The following is a 17,489-nucleotide window of genomic DNA, read 5'->3' as shown; positions in this document are numbered from 1 at the left end:
ATCCTGCTGAAACCCAAGATGGCCGCCGAATGATTCGGCAGCCTTTTGTTTATTGCGTATACGTTAACTCTATCTTGTTAATAGTTTGTCCAATCAAAATAAAACGGACCTATGTCAATTGTCTTATTTAGCACTTTTCCAGATACTTCAAATAAAACTTAATTCCTGCTCTATCTACACTAGAAAATTGATGGGGATCATCATTCATTAGTTGCCTTAAGTCATCTACGGCAATCCATCTTGGGTTCTTAGTATCATCACCTGATTTTAATAACTCCCCTTGCACTTTACAACGGAAGTACACACCAACCGAATCAAAAGGGCCGTTTATTCATACCAATTTCTAGATTCCCCCAATAATCCCTTCAAATCACAAAGTTCCAGCATCTCTCGCTGTATAAAATGAGGGGTAAATCGGACGAAAATTCAACTCATCCCTAATGCGAGTTGTATCCACGATCATGTCCCACGGATTGAAGGGCTGCTGTTCAGCATCTACCTCTAACCGATCAAACTGATGATGAAGTTGAAACAGCTCAACTTTTGTAATCGGGGCATCATCGGCGACGTTATAGATGCGGCCATCTATACCAGGAGTGGAAGCGGCAAGCAGCAGTGCCTGGCTTACATCCGCATGATGGATCATATGAAGACGTTTAGCGGGTTGCCATTTACTCATCATCGGCATGTATTCCGTAATATGAGGATCATTTGCTCCATAGACAAAAGCAAGCCGTACGATACGAAGCCCAAGTCCCTTCTCGCGATGGAGCTGAATTAAAGCTTCTTCTGCTATTTTTTTGGTCTGAGGATAAAGGAACGCTGGTTGCAAAGGGTCATTCTCGCGGCTCGGTCCGCTTATATTCCCGCTGCCATACACGAGGTTCGTGCTGGCAAATACAAACCTTGGCACATCTGCCTTCAAAGCAGCCTCTGCTAAAAGGGTACTCGCATCGATGTTTGACCTTCGCGCAGTTTCTTCATCTACGCCGCGAAATTGTGCTGCTAGATGTACGACAACATCTTTACCTCTCAGTGCAAATGCAAAGCTTTCCGGTTGCAAAAGATCCCCTTCAATAATGGTTACACCTTGCTGATCCAGCATACCCGCCTTCTCCCTGTTTCGTAACAAAACGCTAACGTTATGACCCCGCTGAAGTAAGCGTGGTACGAAGCGGCTTCCTACTTTTCCTGTTGCTCCAGTAACAAATATATTCATGTTCAAGTACCTCCTAAGTTTTGTTGGTGCTATACTTACAGTATTATGGATACAAACTACTTGCCTTCCTGCGTTTATCGTAGGTTTGGCAGTGTCAGGATAAGGAGAATTGCATATGGGAGAGATTTCTTCTAGTTTGTCGCTGGGCGAATTTCTGCGTGCACGCCGAGAACGTCTTACTCCGGAAGAATTGGGGTTACCGTCATATGGGCGGCGCCGAACGCCTGGACTGCGGCGAGAAGAAGTGGCACAGCTTGCTCATATAGGTACTTCGTGGTATACCTCCTTAGAGCAGGGCAGAGAGGTGAACCCATCGGCCCAGGTGCTAGATAGCATCGCCGAAGTTCTGCAATTATCAGTCGATGAGCAGCATCATCTTCATAGGCTGGCAAATACTGCTAAAGTCAGGGAAGCGGAACCTGCTCAAGAAGTGAGCTTAGGCTTGGAACGAATGTTAAAGGCTCTTGAACCGAATCCTGCTTTCATTTTGGGACGAAGCTGGGATATGCTGATGTGGAATCAGGCCGCGGAAATTGTGTTTCACCTGCCAGCGTTTGCTATGGAATCAGGTCAGAGACCAAATTGGCTGCGGAGATTTTTGACAGATTCATCTCTTCGGACTAATAATCCGGACTGGGAAGCCAAAGTGCAGGTCATGGTTGCACGCTTTCGTGCAGATTACGCACACTTTCCGCAGGACGAGAGATTTCGTGAACTGACAGAGGAGTTTATGCAAACTAGCGAGTTGTTCCGTTCTTACTGGCCACTTCACGACGTTCAAATAGCAGCTGACTGTCACAAACGATGGATGGATCCTTCCATTGGCGAGATGGAGTTAGAGCATGTAACCTTAGAGACCCCTCATAACCCTTATATGAAAATAATGATTTATACGGCTTCGCCCGCTACCTCCGAGCGGTTAACGTATTTACTGCAAATTCAACAACACTTACATTGAGCGTGAACAGCTTACTTATATTGTGCTCCAAGGTTAATAGAAGGATGCTGGAACGCATGCATCTTGGGCTAGAGCGAATGAACTCGCGAGGAGCTGTCCCTAAAGTTCAAAAAAGAGGCTCTCCCTCGGTCATTGATGACTTGGGGCAGCCTCTTTTTTTATGGAGCCACATCGATTAGCGGGAAAAAGTCCCGTTATTTCAAGCAGTTCACAGCTCGAAATTCCAAATAACTGGAAAAAACACCGTTAATTCACTCCAATACCCCATCTTCCTAGCTCAATCGTCTCCATTAACAGGAGAAATTCCATTTATTCATGCTGTAGCTTTGTTTCTCCAATAAATTGCGATAGTATTTCCCGTTAATCTATATTTTTATACAAGCTCTAAATGCCAATCTGCATGCGCTTCAGCTCACGCATTACGTTCCCTACGCTACCAGAAGCTAATCCGAACGCTTCATGCATGACTCGGTACTGAGCGTACAACCTGTCGTATGCCGCCTTGAGCTCACTATTCGGACGAATGGACTGCTCCTTCGTTTGCCCCATCGCTCGAATACCATCGCTCAGGCTGTCATAGCCGCCTGCTTGGCTTCCCGCTGCGGCCGCCCCGCAGATGGCTGCCCCAAGCGCAACAGGCTGGGAAGACTTCGCCACCTTGATGTCCTTACCCAGAACATCGGCAAATATTTGCATCAGCAGCTTATTTTTTTGAGGCAATCCGCCGCACGCATAGAGAGACTCAATATGCACACCATTCTCTTCAAAAGTTTCGATGATCCGTCTTGTACCGAAAGCCGCCGACTCCAGCAAAGCCCGATAGATTTCTGCCTGCGTTGTACCCAACGTCAGCCCAACAATTAGTCCTGATAACGCTTCGTCCAAGATTGGCGAACGGCCACCGTTCCACCAATCAAGCGCGAGCAGACCGGACTGACCAGGACTTAGCTTGCTGGCTTCACGCTCCAACCAGCTATGAACGCCGATTCCCTCGGCGGCAGCCAAACGCGTTATCTCTTCGGATACCGATGTGTTAACGAACCAAGCAAACATGTCACCGACTGCCGGCTGCCCCGCTTCATAACCGAACATTCCTGGCACAATGCCGTCTTCCACTACCCCGTTAACACCTTGAATATGATGTTCCTCATCACTAAGAACCATGTGGCACAGCGAAGTTCCCATAGCCAGAACCATACTACCTGGCTCCGTTACACCGCAGCCAAGTACAGCGGCATGTGCATCAATGATGGCAGTAGAAACTGCAGTGCCTGGCAGCAAACCAAGATCTTGGGCCATCTGTGGTGCCAATCCGCCCGCACGAGTTCCGACGGGTAATACAGCTCCAGTCAGCTTGGTTTGGTACAAATTTTCGAATCGCGGATCCACTTGCTTCAGAAATTCCGAAGATGGATAACCTTCCAATTTGTTCCATATTCCCTTATAACCTGCACAGCAGCTGCTCCTAATTAATTCGCCGCAGAGCTGCCATACGACCCAGTCAGCCGCCTCCACAAAACGATCGGCTGCCTCGAATACAGCCGGTGACTGTTCAGCAGTCTCCAGCAGCTTTGGCAGAAGCCACTCCGAAGAAATACTGCCTCCGTAGCGGGGAAGGAAATCTTCTCCCCTCGCTTTGGCCAGATGATTAATTCGTTCCGCTTGCGGGGCTGCCGCATGATGCTTCCAGAGCTTGGTCCAGCAATGCGGATCGTTCCTGTACGCCTCGAAGAAGCATAACGGAACGCCCTCCGCATTCACAGGCAGCACCGTACAAGCGGTGAAATCAATGCCGATGCCGATCACAGACTCCGGCGGTATTCCTGCTTGCTGAAGCACTGCGGGTACCGATTGACGAAGCACGTCAAGATAATCACCCGGATGTTGCAGTGCCCATTCCTTTGCGAGCATCGCCCCCGAACCCGGCAACTGGCGATCTATTACACCATGTGCATAAGCCGTTACATGTGCCGCTATTTCCTCGCCTGTTTGCACATCCACCAGCACAGCCCGCCCGCTTTCCGTACCATAATCAACGCCAATGGCGTATTTTTTGATCCCTCTATCCATCCCTCTATCCATCCTTCTATCCATCCTTCTATCCATCCTTCTATCCATCCCTCTCACCCTCTCTCTCCATCCCTATCTCCATCCCTATCTCCATGACTATTTCCCTCACGCTTACACGTTATTTAAAATTTCCATTGCAACAGAAACACCTGCATAATCACCAACACGCTCACCCAACCCAGCGGGCACGATATCACAAACATCTAGCGAGAAAGTTAGAGCTTCCTGCCGTAAAGTTGTCATGACTATGGGCTCCAGCAGCTTGTGCTGTCGTCCATATATACTGCCGATTACGATTTTCTCCGGATTAAGTACATCAATTAACATCGCAATCCCTTGTCCCAAACGGCGTCCTACCAAATTGAAAACTTGAATCGCCATCGGATCCCCTGCTTCCGCAGCGATTCCTACTGTTTCCGCAGTCAAACTACTCAGTTCGTTCATTGTTTTGCAATAAGAAGGTGGTTTACCTTCCTGTATGGCTTGAAGCGACATCGTTCGAGCGAGCTTCGCGATACCGCCGCCACTGCAGAAGCCCTCAAATGAACCTGCCTTTCCATAACCCCAGGGTCCATCGGCTTCCAAACGAACATGCCCTACTTCACCCGCCATATCATTCGTCCCTATATAAAGCTGTCCGTTTAGGATAAGTCCCGCTCCCATGCCTGTACCAAAAGTAAGAAAGACCATGTTGCGACAGCCTTTTCCCGCTCCAAAACGCCATTCAGCTAAGGCACAAGCATTCGCATCATTCTGTAATCCAACTGGAACGCCGTACCGTTCACGAAAAGGAGATAGGATATCAATTTGATCCCAACCTGGAAGATTGGGAGGGGAGAGAATAACTCCCGCTTGGCTGTTAAGTGGTCCTCCGCAACTGATGCCTATGGCTTCAGGTGTCCGATCCGGATGACGAATGAGTAGAGAATCGAGCGCTGCACGGATTTCACCGATGGCCATTTCCGGCCCTGATGGGGTCAGAAAACTCGTTTTATCTACAAACGCCACGCAATCCTTTTCTACAACTGCCAAACTCACTGCGCACTTGGTTCCACCAATATCGATGGCTGCTACTAGGGTCATTGGGGAAAAAACGCCTCCTCTAACATCATGCATAGTGCATGATAGATAGGTAGATGCCTCTCTTGGATGTCGAGTGTTTTCTCCCAAGGCACACATATCGTCACATCACATAAAGACTTTAATTTACCTCCACTATCCCCCGTGAAACCAATGGTTTTGAGCCCTTGCACCTTGGCAACCTGCAAAGCTCGAAGGATATTTGTAGAGTTGCCTGATGTACTGAAAGCAATTAATACGTCCCCGGAACGACCATAGCCATACACTTGCTGAGCAAAAACCATTTCTGGATCAACATCATTGGCATAAGCACTTATCAAAGCTGAGTGACTAACGAGTGAAATCGCTGGCAGCGCCCCTTGGAGCTTATCAGCAAGATGAATACCTTCTCCTGGAAATTCACGTTCAAAACGATCGCTTATAGATGTGGACAACGGCCGATTGGATACAAATCCCTTCATTAATTCGCCAACAACATGCTCACAATCTGCCGCACTCCCACCATTACCGCACAATAACAACTTGTTTCCTTGGCTAAACGAATGGTTTAATAGCTCAAATCCCAATTCGATATCTGATAAACAGTTTATTAATTCAGGATAACGTGTTGTCATTGAACACAAAATAGCGTTCATTCCGTAGTACCCCCTTGATTAAGTTACTTCATCACTCTTGCAAGTGCCATATTGTAAATCGTTTCAATTTCAGTTGCCCCTTTGTCTTTACACTGCTTAATGAAATAATCCCACTCGTTCAATGCCCCCTCACTTACAATGAACTTATCCATATTTTGAGTTAAATAGGCGTCTAATTGTGTGCGAAGCTGCTTAAGCCTTTCTCTTTCTTGTTTATTAAATGGAGGATCGTTGACCTCTCGGTAATTAATCCCGTCAACCAGGTCTTTGTTTGCCCTTTCAGACCACTTCATTAACTCTGGTGCTGAGGATAGAAGGATCGGATGGTCGTCAGATTGAAAGGCTAAGCCAAGATAACCGGTACCAAGTGCAGATTGCATCGCGCGGAAAGGATCTTGTTTATCCTTGAACTTCGATTTCGTTGCATCGGATATCTGATATTCGCCCCCAACAAGCCTGTAATCCACATTCTCTACCCCAAAGCTTGTTAGATTCGTTCCCTCTTCTCCATACATCCAGTCTATGAGTTTAATCACCTCTTCAGGCCTCTTAACCTTAGCGCTTATCGCGTACATTTCACCAAGGTGATCAAGTTGATAAATGGTATTGCGTTTAACCCCCTTATCACTCGCTAGAACTGGTAACAATTCGAACCTTGCTTCTGGCTCCTTAACCTGAAGTGCTTTATTAAAATTAGCTCCGAAACCGTTATTATCTTGAAAAAAGAACGATTTTCCTGAGCTTAATTTTTCTTGCCATATTTGTGAGGTGGCTACGGAATAATCAGGATCAAGCAGTTTTTCCTTGTAAAGTTTATGAAGATAGGCAATAGCCTCTTTGAATTCTGGCGCAAAAGGACCAAATTTATATTGCTGCGTAATTGGCTCATAATAAATCTTAGTACCCGTAATATTCGTATAACCACTCCCAAAACCAAAAGCAACAGGGTTGATCAAATTTTCCGTTCCCGTTTTGCCATTCGCCGCACGACTAGTGAAAGGATAAGAGGCTGGATAAGCTTCTTTGAACTTTTTGAGTACCTGATAGAGCTCTTCGTACGTTGTAGGCGCTTTTAAATTAAGCTTCACTAGCAGGTCTGTACGCATCATCGGAAGCAGACCAGATTGAACACTCCATTTGGTTACTAAAGGAAAGCCATACAGCTTGCCATCCACTTTTGTCTTATTCATTTCTGGCTTCTGCCCAATTAGCTTGTGGAAATTCGGCATTTTATCCAAATACGGTGTGAGGTCTAGAAAAATTCGGGTATCAGCAAAATCAGAAAGATCATTCTGATTAACCATAATGACATCGGGGATAGAATTTGTAGCAATTAAAGTTTTCTTTTTATCTTCATAATTACTTTGTGGAACACTTTGTAATTCAAGCTTCACATTTTTTCTCTTTTGAATTTCTTGAACAACGACCGAATTTGCATCTAACGCTTGGGAAGGATGCTCATATCTCATCCATGAAAGCGTCATCTGATTGTCAGACGGTGAAGAACTTACCCTAACGGATGGCTTGCTTGGACCATTAGGCGAGCTATCACACCCTGCCACTAAACTTCCTACGACAACCAGCGAACAGCAGGCAGTTAACAATCTCCTGTTTCTAAAATCCATGTTGTTCCCCCTCAATAACCTGGATTTGTTCTGGCCATTTTTATTGTATAAGCTACCTGCCTCGCTTTAAAAGAACCAAATAAGCACGAGATGATCCATTATTCCACTTGCATCTCCATGATTCATTCTTCCACCTTGCAGTAATCGTCCACTTTCATCCTATTTCTGCTTCATGGCATGTACATGTCGATATTCATTCGGTGAAATGCCCTCATGTTTTTTGAATAAACGCAAAAAGGTTGTGCGGCTGAAAATGCCGATCTGATCTGCAATATCACTAATCTTCATATCCGTATGGGCCAACAATTCTTTCGCTTTTGCAATCCGAATTAAGCTGATATAGTCCGAAATATTAGTCCCTGTCGTCTCTTTGAACATCCTAGACACATACTTGGCGGACAGCCCGATCTCGTTTGCAATAACCTCCAGATATAAATCCTTTTCATAATGCTTCTCAATATAAGCGGTAATAAGTGAAACGACAGTTCCTGATTTACTTTCAGGTTTATACAACGTTTCTGTGATCATTTTGTCGTAAAACTCAAAGATCATTTTCAGTCTTGCATCAAACTCAGTCGGCAAAAGCTCCTTTTGACTCAAAAAATCATGCTCATTATCCGCAAGAAAGTCATTCATCCGAAGTCCTTTTTCTGTCAAATAGCGATTACCTGTATGGAAGAACTCCACAAGTAAAGCCCCTAGAAAGTGATAAGAAACCCCTCTTGCTTTATTCAAACCAATAATCCCTTCCAGTTCTACCCTTAAGCCTTCCCTATCACCTGACTTCAGCTTATTTACGATTTTGGTCTCATCAAGAAAGGAATAATAGTAATTCTGATCGATATCCAAATGTGCGGCATCGACGATTACCGTCTTGGATGAGTCTGTTCGCTTATCTATAGCGGTAATGGCATCACTATAAGATTTGGAATAGTCTTCAATCTTGTCATATTTCTTTCCTAAACCAATAATTAATTCGCAATACATGGTGTCGTAGGCAAAAGTCATTTTAATCATTTCTAAAGCTTGTTCTAGTTGTCCACGGTCTGCCTCACTTTTCAAATTAACCATGCAAACATATAAGTAGGGCTCATATTCCACCAAATAACAATTCACATATTTTTTCATAGTTCCCCAAAGCACATTCTTCATCTTTTCAAAAATTAATAAGCGATCGGCTTCCAGAATGTCATGATAAAATTTATCCCTGAACATAAACACAAAACAGCAGCATAAATAGTTACCTGTATGAAAATCAATTTCTTTTAGTATCTGGTTAACAGCGTAAGGCTGCCCCCCTCGAACCCCTTTAATTAAATTCGTGAAAAACTGCTCGAGAATTTCCTCTGAAAAGGTATGAATTTTAATGTTCGCATCCTTATGCTGCTGGATCAATTGACTGACGCTATTGCCAATCCTTTGAAGTTCGCCGCTGCGTGGAGTTTCTTGGTTTCCTTCCTCTATTCGTTCTGTTTTTTGTAAAATATCTCTAATATTTTTGATTGGGTTGTAGAGTCGAACACTAAATATGGAAGAAAAAGCGATGCCAATGATGATTAAACTGATGCAGATCCAAATGATCAAACTAAAAATGCTTGAAGACTCCTGGTTAAAAGAGCTTACCGGCGTAATCGAATAATACTTCCACCCATATTCGGAGGTTGTTTGAACAATCCAGTTCTGCTCTTGACCGATGTTAAGCGCTCCGTTACTTGATTTTTCCTTAGAAAAACGAGCAACAATCTGCTCCTTTTCACTATCATCTAAACCGCTGCTTCGCAATATGATCTGATTATCTTTATCCATGACGATATATTTGGTGGTCGAGTAAATGGAGTTATTTTGCAGCGTAGTAACGATCGTAGGGATAGATATGGTTGTCACCATCGTTGCCAAATGTCCATTTAAATATTGGGTTGTCACACTGGGAATGACATCACGGTTCGTATTCATATTTGGGTTAGCCACTCGCGTTGGTGTCAGTAATTCGAACAAGCTGCTTTCGTGTAATTGTTGTCGCCAGAAATCTTTATTGTAACCATCAAATTTATAAAATGTGTCAAAGAACACGTCAAAGTCAACCATGCCATCACTAAAATAAACACGCTGATCATCCACAAATAGAAAGATATTGTCGACAAAGTGACTTATCGTATTCCGATTGCCCGCAATTGATCTCACAATGGACGGCAACTTAATTTTCTCTTCATCCGTTAGTAAGGAATACGGTCGCAAATATTGTTGAATCGTATCACTAAGCAGTAAGCTGTTGTTGGTTGACTGTGCCATACCTAAATAGATATCAATGGTCTTAGAGGATGCAGCCAAATTATCCGTAAGTTTCCCAGAGACATCCTTCTTAATTAATTGATTCGCATTGAAATAGGCTATGACTCCAAGGATGACAATTGGAATCAGTAAAGAAAGGAAATAAAGAAGAATCTTAAAGAATAGTCTATTTTTATTCAACGTTTGCTTCAGCTGTCTCCAATTCAAGTTTACTCCCCCATTATGAACGCTCTCCCATTTTAGTAAGCGGTTTCAATTACTAGTATTCTAATTTTTCTACATGAATCCTTCTTCTACAGCCAAAAAATTCCCCGGCTCAGGGACAAATAGGTTTGGAGGAGTGGGTTCTGTGTCTACAGGGAGAGCATTGGACAAAAGAATTAGAGACATCCATTAGGTGAACATAAAAGGATAAGCAGGATGCACGGTATTGTGCTTCCTGCTTATGCGTCAATGATGGCATGAAAATTGCTTAGATAACTCCTTGGAAAGACGATATAACTTATCGACTTCCAGTTTATTCGTAGCCGTAAACTCGTCATGATTTCGCGCACGCGAGTGATAATTTGAACTGATACCCTCCTTCATTTGATAATATTTGGCGTTAATCGGATAGAGTTGCCGCTCAATAAATGAAGCTACACTCAGCAAATCGCTCAAATGCTGCGCTTCTTCAGGCTGCTTCTCCCAATTACTCAGAAGCCAAGCATACAGATCTGGATGAAAGTTGGCCATAACTCCACTGTAACCATTAACACCTAGTTTCAGTGTTTCCAAGAGGGTAGCTGTATTGGCATTAAACAGCTTTAAGGAAGTTCCTTTCGTCACTTCCAACTTTTCTTTGATCATTTCGATATCACACGAGGTATCCTTCAGGAAGAAAAATCTTCCGGTATCCGCGCACCATTTCAATACCGATGGTGTTAACAATCGCTTATAGGGAAATGGGCATTCATAGATGCCAAGCGCAATATGCTCCGGCAGTTGTTCAATAAGCTTCTGAGCGTTATCCTTCCACACCTCATCTGACTCATCCTCGTCGGCCAATCGGTTCGAAATCAGGATAACTGCCTCAACTCCAGTTTCTGATATTGCAGTCAATTCTCGAACTTGGTCTTCAATCGAGTGAGAGATGTGTCCCGACGCAATGACGGGAACCCTTCCCGCTGCCTTCTCCACGACAAAAGAGGCAAGATCCACACGCTCTTCCAAGCTCAAGAAAAACATCTCACTTGACTGACAGACAGCAAATAAGCCGTCCACTTTGTTTTGAATAAACCACTCAACCATACGTCCCATCGCATCAAAATCTATTTCTCCAGACTCCTTGTATAAGGTAATCATTGTCGGCCATACGCCGTTAGGGTTGTTAATCTTCATTTAATCTCTCTCTCCTCTATAGGTTTCATTTCTATAAAATTCACTTCCTCAATCGGATCTTGCAGTATGGAAGGTATGAAAAAAGTTTTGATCTCACATCTGCCAAAGGTGCTCCGCCAACTGCGGTTTAAGACCGGCAAGCATAGCTCTGCCTCTACTTCTCTCCCGTAAGTCTCCTGGCAGCGGAGAATCCATCCATTTCCTTCTTCTGCCGGTTTAAAGACCACAGCAATAACATGATCTGACGAGATAGAAATCCCCTCCGAAATTTGAGGCAAATCCCCTTCATGATACGTTTCCCATACATGCAGCAGCGGATTATGTAATTCGTAGGCTTTACGTACAACTCCGCTGTTTTGCCAAGTACCGCTGTGAGGTGAGAGTACATAAGCGAATTCCTGTACACCTTGGTCCATAAATTCCACCTGTTCATCACGTTCGCCAAAATGGTCGGCATAAATCGGACTTCGTACCATTGTCATCCTCAGTTCATTAGCTTGCACATCGTATCCATATTTGGCATCGTTAATCAAAGAAAGACCGAACGTAGCTGGCTCCATGTTATCCGTCGCACCAGCACCTGGCTTGTTGCCTGATACATTCACCCACATTTGTCCAGGCACTTCATTTCCATTAGCAGGACGTTCCAGGTAGCCGTACGGAATTTCAAACACGGCACGTGGCTGCTCCACATTCACGGGGAAGGCAAGCTTCAGCATCTTGTGCTGTTCTCTCCAGTCCAGCTTTACCTTGACATGCACATCCGAGCTGTCATGCACTAAGCTGATATCCTGACGAAGCACAGAAGTTCCATAATAGCTAGTTACCCTTATCGTCGCTCGCAGCGGTCCATTCTCAAGCACTTTCAATTCAGCGTTTCCAAATTGCCCCAGCTCATCACGATAGTGCGTAAGACCGTGCCCCCATGTATCGCTGTGAGTCTCATCCAAGACAATGGGCACCGCACCGTCGCCGGCTAGTACTTCTCTGCCGCCATTCAGCTTGTCAGTCACACGACGGATATACCCCGTAGTCGGATCAAGCTCAATGCCTAACTGACTATTTTCCAGCAAACACCCCTCTGCCCTGACGGCATTAGTTGGCTGTACGATATCGAAAGCTTTGTCACGATATACCCAAAATACGTGGTAACCAAAAGCCGGGATTTTCCCCTTAATGAAGGTGTCCCATTTATCACTTGTATTTGTTCGAGATGCCCTAACGGTTTGAATCGGCAGCGGACTGCCTGCAGCATCTGTCACTCCAGCCAGCTTCTTGTTGATTACAATCGGTGCCTCAACTTCCCACGCTAAGGGGTTAAACACCACAAGAGGTGACCCTAGATCATCTTGCTCCCAGAGCTGCCAGTCCTTCTCTTTGTTTAGTGATTTAATCCCCGGTTTCATCGTATTTATTGACCAGGATATCTTCTGAAGAGCAGCATTAATTGCTTTTGCTCCTATACTAAATGCTTCTCCGTAAAAATCGCGGACATCGTCAAAAGCTTCCTTAATACTGCAGCCGCCCATAATATCATGAAAATGATTAAACATGACGTTCTCCCACGCGCGATTAAGCGCTTCCATTGGATACGGTAACCCTCGCATCAAATTAGCCAAGGAAGACATTTTCTCAGCAGTAAGCATCTGATGCTCTATTTTGCGGTTCGCCGCTTTGGATTCCGAGTGTGTGGAATAACAACCAATCGCATGCATCTGCATTTCATCCTTAATTACGGGAATATCCGGATTCATCTGCTTCATTTCAGAGAAATATCGATTGGGAGAACTAAGCTGGATGCCTTCCATGTCCGGTCGTTCTTGGAGCTTATGGATAAGTTCGAGATTCTGAATAGTCGGTCCCCCGCCATGATTGCCAACACCATAGAATGACATGAACGCATGCCCGCTTGCAACTGCCATAGCTCTGTGACTACTCATCTTATCTTCCATGCCATTGCTCGCCCAATTACCGTAACTGTCAGCTAGCCTGAATGTCATCACGCGGCTGCCATCTTCTGATTCCCACCAGAATAAATCGTGCGGCAGCGTCTTCTCGTGTGCTCCTGGCCGCATAAATACGTAGTAGTCCATCCCGCCTTGTTTCAAGAGCTGAGGCATCATGCCGTGGTGACCGAACGAATCCACGTTGTATCCAACCCGCGCCAGCACTCCGAATTTTCCCATAAAATAGCGTTGCCCATATAAACTGTGACGTGCGAACGATTCGCCAGACGGCAAATTGCAGTCCGGTTGTATCCACCAACCGCCAGTGATGACCCAGCGTCCTTCGGCAACACGCTGCTTAATTTCAGCAAACATCTCAGGAGCATTCTCTTCCACCCATTTGTAGTACGCCGCGCAAGCACAAGTAAATACAAAATCAGGGTACTCATTCAATCGATCCAACGCAGAACGAAAAGTCGCTTTAATCTCCGCATATCCCTCTTGCCAGCGCCAAAGCCAAACCGGATCCAAGTGGGCATTTCCTATTAAATGAAGCTTCGTTTCCACAGCAATTTCATCCCCCTTATGAGAAATCTTTACCCTTTCACAGAACCCAGCATTGCCCCTTGTACAAAGTATTTTTGCACAAACGGATAAATGACAAGCACGGGCAAGATGGCAACGAAAACACAGGCATACTTAATATTTTCCGTCATGACGGCCATCCCTGCTTCCGCCGCCCCAAGCTGTGCGGATTGTGTAGCCATATCTCCCGAAATGACGATATTACGCAAGATGATTTGCATCGGGTACAAATTCTTCTCATTTAAATAAATAAGTGCTGGAAAGAAACTGTTCCAGTGTGCCACTGCGTAAAAAAGAAACATGGTCGCCATTACAGGTAAAGAGAGCGGCAGCACAATTTTGGTGAAAACTCGAAATTCTCCAGCGCCGTCCATAATCGCAGACTCGTGCAGCGCTTCTGGAATATCTTCAAAAAATGTTCTCATAAGAATCATATTGAAAACATTGATCGCAGTCGGAATTAATATAGCCCAGATCGTATTGACCATTCCTAATGCATGAACCACCATATACCGCGGGATAAGACCACCGTCGAAGAACATGGTGAATACAACAAACAAAGCAAGAACAGAACGTCCATACATATGCTTACGGGACAAAGGATATGCGCAAAGAGCCGTCATTACCAAATTAACAAGTACACCACCGACCGTATAGAAGATGGTATTTCCATAGGAGCGCACAATCGCAGGATCATTAAAGATGACATTATAAGCTTTAAAATTAATCTCTATAGGTCGCCAAAATACTTCACCACTGCTAACCGATGATCCAGAGCTAATGGAAATAATACCCATATAATAAAGAGGATACAAAGTAATAAAGATCATAAGCAGCATAAAAATCAGGTTAATCGTATCGAAAAAAGTAAAGTTACGAAGTCGCATCTCAATTCCTCCTGCTAGAACAACCTGGATCCATTCAATTTTTTGGATATTTGATTCGCTGAAATAACAAGCGCAAAGGCCAGTACGGATTGGAAAATACCTACAGCCGCAGCGAAGCTAAAGTCACTGTCAATCAGCCCTCGGCGATAAACAAACGTTTGGATAACGTCTGCCGTTTCAAAAGTGGGACCGCTGTACAGTAATAAAATTTTCTCAAATCCGACCGAGAGCATTTTGCCCAACGTTAAAAGCAGCATAATCGTAACAACGGTTGAAATTCCAGGCAGTGTAATGTGCAATAATTTACGCCATCGATTTGCCCCATCCATCGTTGCAGCCTCATAGAGTTGTGGATCGATCGTAGTCAATGCCGCCAAATAAATAATGGAGTTCCAACCAATGCCTTGCCAGATTTCGGAGCCGACATAAATGGTTCGGAACCACTGAGGCATGGACATGAATGTCTTCGCTTCCCCGCCAAAAAGCTTAACTACTTCATTAATAAGCCCATCGATAGAGAGAAAGTTAACCAGCATACCTACGACTACTACGGTAGACAAAAAATGCGGAATATACGTGATACTTTGAATAAACTTTTTGAAAACTTTTTGCTGCAGCTCATTTAACAACAATGCGAATATGAGTGATGAGGGGAAATAAAAAACGAGAGAATACAAGTTGATTAGTACGGTGTTGCGAACCACTTGCCAAAAATACGGATCCGTCAGAAATTGGCGGAAATACTTCGTCCCTGCCCAAGGGCTATGAAAGAAACCCTTGACGATGGAATAATCTTCAAATGCCATGAGATTCCCAACCATCGGTGCATAATGAAAGATAACAAAATACACAAAAGGTAATAAAAACATGAGATACAAGGGCATGCTCTTGCGAATGTTCTTTTTAATCTCAACAGCTGGTGTCAACGATCTCCACTCCTTCCCGGAAAATAATGGGACAGGCTGCCAGATATGCCTTAGCAACCTGCCCTCCTACGATATGAACGGAACTTTGCGCCTTATTTCACGCGGGCTAAGGCATCATTATAGATTTTGACGATATCATCTGCCCCTTTAGCTTTGAGTTGTTTGACGAAATTATCCCAATCCTTGAGGGCACCGTCTGTCACAATGAATTTATCCATGTTTTGAGCCAGGTAAGCGTCAAGCTGCGTACGGATTTGTTTCAGCTTCTCACGCTCTTCTTTGGTAAATGGCGGGTCATTAACGAATTGAACATTTTCGCCTGCAGCCAAACCTTTGGAAGCTTTCGTGTTCCAATCTACCCATTCCTTCGTATTAAACGGCAATCCAGCATGATCGTCATTATTCAGACCAAATCCCAGGTAGCCTGTGCCATACTCCGATTGCAGCGCATAAAACGCGCTCGGCTGTCTGTCCTTGTACTTGCTCACAACAGCATCTGTTAATTTGTAATCGCCATTTTCACCAGTGAAATCTTCCCCTTTGTTACCGAAGTTTGTAACCTCGATTCCCTCTTGGGAATAGAACCAATCCATGAACTGAACAACCTGTTCAGGATTCTTTACTTTGGCATTAATGACGTACGATTCCGACAAGTGGCCAAGTGCGTAGATAAGGTTGCGCTTAGCGCCGCTTGGTGTTGCCATCGTATCCAACATATCAAACTTCGCGTTCGGATCCTTCTTCTGCAGATTAATGTTAAACGTGCTGGCGAAACCATTATTATCTTGGAAATAGAAGGATTTGCCCGAGTTTAGCTTCTCTTGCCAAATTTGCGATGTAGCCGTAGCATAATCCGGATCAAGCAGCTTTTCTTTGTACAGTTTATTCAACCATGTAATAGCCTCTTTAAACTCTGGCATCGCTGGACCGAATTTGTAAGTCTTATCTTTCGGCTCGTAATAGACCTTCGTACCGTTAAACGTTGTGTATCCGCTTCCAAATGCGAACGATATGGGATTGATTAGATTTTCTGTCCCTGTAAGCCCGTTGGCAGCTCGAGCCGTGAACGGATAGGAGTCCGGATTCGCTTCTTTCATTTTCTTCATCACTTGATATAATTCGTCGTAAGTCGTCGGCTTTTTCAAACCTAGCTTGTCAAGCACATCCATACGGATCATCGAAAGCTGGCCGCCAACCCCCTGCCAATTTGCTACAAGCGGGAATCCATAAAGTTTCCCGTCAATTTTGTTTTTATTGATTTCTGGCTGCTGGGAAATGACTTTCTTCAGATTAGGCATTTTGTCCAAATAAGGAGTCAAATCAAGAAAGGTTCCCGTGTCGGCAAAGTTCTGAATATCATCTTGTTTGACGAGCATAACATCAGGCAGTGTATTCGTTGCGATCAACGTTTTCTTCTTATCATCGTAGTTGCTTTGAGGGACACTTTGGAGATTTAGTTTGACATTTTTGCGCTTTGCAATTTCCTGAACGGCTTTGGAATTAGCCACAATAGCTTGCGAAGGGTGTTCGTACCTCATCCAAGTCAGCGATAGTGGTTGGGCCGCTGCTTGTGTGCTTGCCGCACCGGCTGTAGTTGCCGGAGTCGAAGAATTATTAGTTGAAGTCGGTGAAGTGGTTGAACTGCTTCCACAACCGCTAAGCACACTTGATAGCACAAGCAATGAGCCAGTTACTGCCATAATCCCCTTTTTTGATTTCATCGAATAAATCCTCCCATGTAATTGGATTGCCTTACACGAAAGATCATAGCACACCATTTTCGCACAGATGAACGTCCAATTCGGCGTTTAAAGTGCCGTTTTTCCGCTTATGGTGCGATGATTCATTTCTCCGCTATGATGCAAATAGTCGTAAAGCACGGTAAAGGT

Annotated in this window: 12 protein-coding genes; 1 reads left to right on the top strand and 11 read right to left on the bottom strand. The window is 44.5% G+C overall.

All coding sequences use genetic code 11. The features are described from left to right. Positions 1-370 precede the first annotated feature (370 nt). A complete protein-coding gene (locus tag AC58VC_RS18160) occupies positions 371-1,219 on the bottom strand; it encodes an NAD-dependent epimerase/dehydratase family protein (protein WP_497370210.1) in 849 nt (282 codons plus the stop codon). Positions 1,220-1,334: 115 nt separating this feature from the next. On the opposite strand from AC58VC_RS18160, the gene AC58VC_RS18155 reads away from it, so the two are divergent. Continuing rightward, the gene (locus tag AC58VC_RS18155) at positions 1,335-2,177 is read left to right on the top strand and encodes a helix-turn-helix transcriptional regulator (protein WP_497370209.1); all 843 of its coding nucleotides are present in this window, start codon (positions 1,335-1,337) and stop codon (positions 2,175-2,177) included. Positions 2,178-2,561: 384 nt separating this feature from the next. On the opposite strand, the gene AC58VC_RS18150 is transcribed toward AC58VC_RS18155, so the two are convergent. From AC58VC_RS18150 to AC58VC_RS18105, 10 genes are all read right to left on the bottom strand, one after another. Further along, a complete protein-coding gene (locus AC58VC_RS18150) occupies positions 2,562-4,271 on the bottom strand; it encodes a ribulokinase (RefSeq protein WP_497370207.1) in 1,710 nt (569 codons plus the stop codon). 87 nt (positions 4,272-4,358) lie between these two features. Beyond that, a complete protein-coding gene (locus tag AC58VC_RS18145) occupies positions 4,359-5,330 on the bottom strand; it encodes an ROK family protein (protein WP_497370206.1) in 972 nt (323 codons plus the stop codon). Further along, a complete protein-coding gene (locus AC58VC_RS18140; protein ID WP_497370205.1) occupies positions 5,327-5,962 on the bottom strand; it encodes a D-sedoheptulose-7-phosphate isomerase in 636 nt (211 codons plus the stop codon). Before AC58VC_RS18140 ends, AC58VC_RS18145 begins: the two co-directional genes overlap by 4 nt. A gap of 23 nt (positions 5,963-5,985) precedes the next feature. Then, positions 5,986-7,587: an extracellular solute-binding protein gene (locus tag AC58VC_RS18135; RefSeq protein WP_497370204.1), complete on the bottom strand. Its 1,602-nt coding sequence runs from the start codon at positions 7,585-7,587 to the stop codon at positions 5,986-5,988. Positions 7,588-7,746: 159 nt separating this feature from the next. Continuing rightward, a complete protein-coding gene (locus AC58VC_RS18130) occupies positions 7,747-10,083 on the bottom strand; it encodes a helix-turn-helix transcriptional regulator (RefSeq protein ID WP_497370202.1) in 2,337 nt (778 codons plus the stop codon). A gap of 243 nt (positions 10,084-10,326) precedes the next feature. Then, entirely contained in the window at positions 10,327-11,256 is a 930-nt protein-coding gene (locus AC58VC_RS18125; RefSeq protein ID WP_497370201.1) for a dihydrodipicolinate synthase family protein, read from the bottom strand. Continuing rightward, on the bottom strand, positions 11,253-13,769 hold the full coding sequence (locus AC58VC_RS18120) for an alpha-mannosidase (protein WP_497370200.1): 2,517 nt from the start codon (positions 13,767-13,769) through the stop codon (positions 11,253-11,255). Before AC58VC_RS18120 ends, AC58VC_RS18125 begins: the two co-directional genes overlap by 4 nt. A 29-nt stretch (positions 13,770-13,798) precedes the next feature. Then, on the bottom strand, positions 13,799-14,674 hold the full coding sequence (locus tag AC58VC_RS18115; protein WP_497370198.1) for a carbohydrate ABC transporter permease: 876 nt from the start codon (positions 14,672-14,674) through the stop codon (positions 13,799-13,801). Between the two features lie 14 nt (positions 14,675-14,688). Further along, a complete protein-coding gene (locus tag AC58VC_RS18110; RefSeq protein WP_497370197.1) occupies positions 14,689-15,600 on the bottom strand; it encodes an ABC transporter permease in 912 nt (303 codons plus the stop codon). 92 nt (positions 15,601-15,692) lie between these two features. Then, positions 15,693-17,321 (bottom strand): extracellular solute-binding protein, encoded by a 1,629-nt coding sequence (locus AC58VC_RS18105; RefSeq protein ID WP_497370196.1) that lies wholly within the window; start codon positions 17,319-17,321, stop codon positions 15,693-15,695. Between the last annotated feature and the right edge of the window lie 168 nt (positions 17,322-17,489).

Source organism: Paenibacillus sp. J22R67, from assembly GCF_059692175.1.
Note: the sequence above shows the minus strand (reverse complement) of the source record. Positions and strands in the feature narration are given on the sequence as shown.